Origin of the sequence: Streptomyces sp. UG1 (assembly GCF_049974585.1) — a bacterium.
Classification (GTDB): Bacteria; Actinomycetota; Actinomycetes; order Streptomycetales; family Streptomycetaceae; genus Streptomyces.
This window is the reverse complement of record NZ_JBNGGG010000158.1, coordinates 1-853: the sequence shown is the minus strand read 5'-3', so window position 1 is coordinate 853 and position 853 is coordinate 1. Positions and strand designations below refer to the sequence as shown.

Genomic DNA, 853 nt, shown 5'->3' with positions numbered 1-853 from the left:
AGACGTCGTCTCATTTGGTGAGTCTGCGGTAGCAGATGAGGCTGCAGGCGATGGCGGTGAAGGCCAGGAAGTGCTCGGCCTTGCGTTCGTAGCGGCGGTGCAAACGGCGGCAGCCGCCCAGCCAGGACATCGTGCGCTCGATCGTCCAGCGGTGCCGGCCGAGCCGGGTGGAGGACTCGATGCCCTTGCGGGCGATGCGGTGCCGGATGCCTCGCTTGCGGAGCCATCGGCGCAGGTGGTCGTAGTCGTAGCCCTTGTCCGCGTGCAGCTTGGCGGGCCGCCGTCTGCGCGGGCCGCGGCGGGAGCGGATCGGCGGGATGCCACGCACGAGCGGCTCGAGTGCCTGGCTGTCGTGCAGGTTCGCACCGGAGATCCCGATCGAGAGGGGTAAACCGGTCCGCTCGGTGATCAAGTGGATCTTCGAGCCCTTCTTGCCCCGGTCCACAGGATTCGGACCTGTCAGGTCCCCCCTTTCAGGGCCCGCATGTTCACCGAGTCGATCGCGCAGCGCGACCAGTCCAGGTTTCCGCGCGAACCCAGTTCGTCAAGGATGAGGCGGTGCAGCTTCGCCCAGACCCGAGCGGCACTCCACTCGGTGAAACGCCGGTGCGCGGTCGGCCCCGACGGGCCGAAGACCGGCGGCAACTGCCGCCAGGTGCAGCCCGTCGTGGCCACGAAGATGATCGCAGCCAGCACCTCGCGATCCCCATACCGGCGCCGACCGCCGCCCTGCGGCCGCGATGGAGCAGATGGGACCACCCGCTGAAACAGCTCCCACAACTCGTCCGGCACCATGCGCTCGACTATCACCACATGGTGCAGACTACTCAATGATCCAAATGAGACGACGTCT

Annotated in this window: 1 protein-coding gene; it reads right to left on the bottom strand. The window is 67.3% G+C overall.

What is annotated here, in order from left to right; all coding sequences use genetic code 11:
* Nucleotides 1-10: 10 nt before the first annotated feature.
* Nucleotides 11-795, bottom strand: a protein-coding gene (locus ACP4J3_RS50795; RefSeq protein ID WP_426545103.1) for an IS5 family transposase whose coding sequence is annotated in 2 segments (ribosomal slippage) — nt 11-462 and nt 462-795 — 786 coding nt in all. Because the reading frame shifts where the segments join, the coding sequence is not laid out codon by codon here.
* Nucleotides 796-853: the final 58 nt, after the last annotated feature.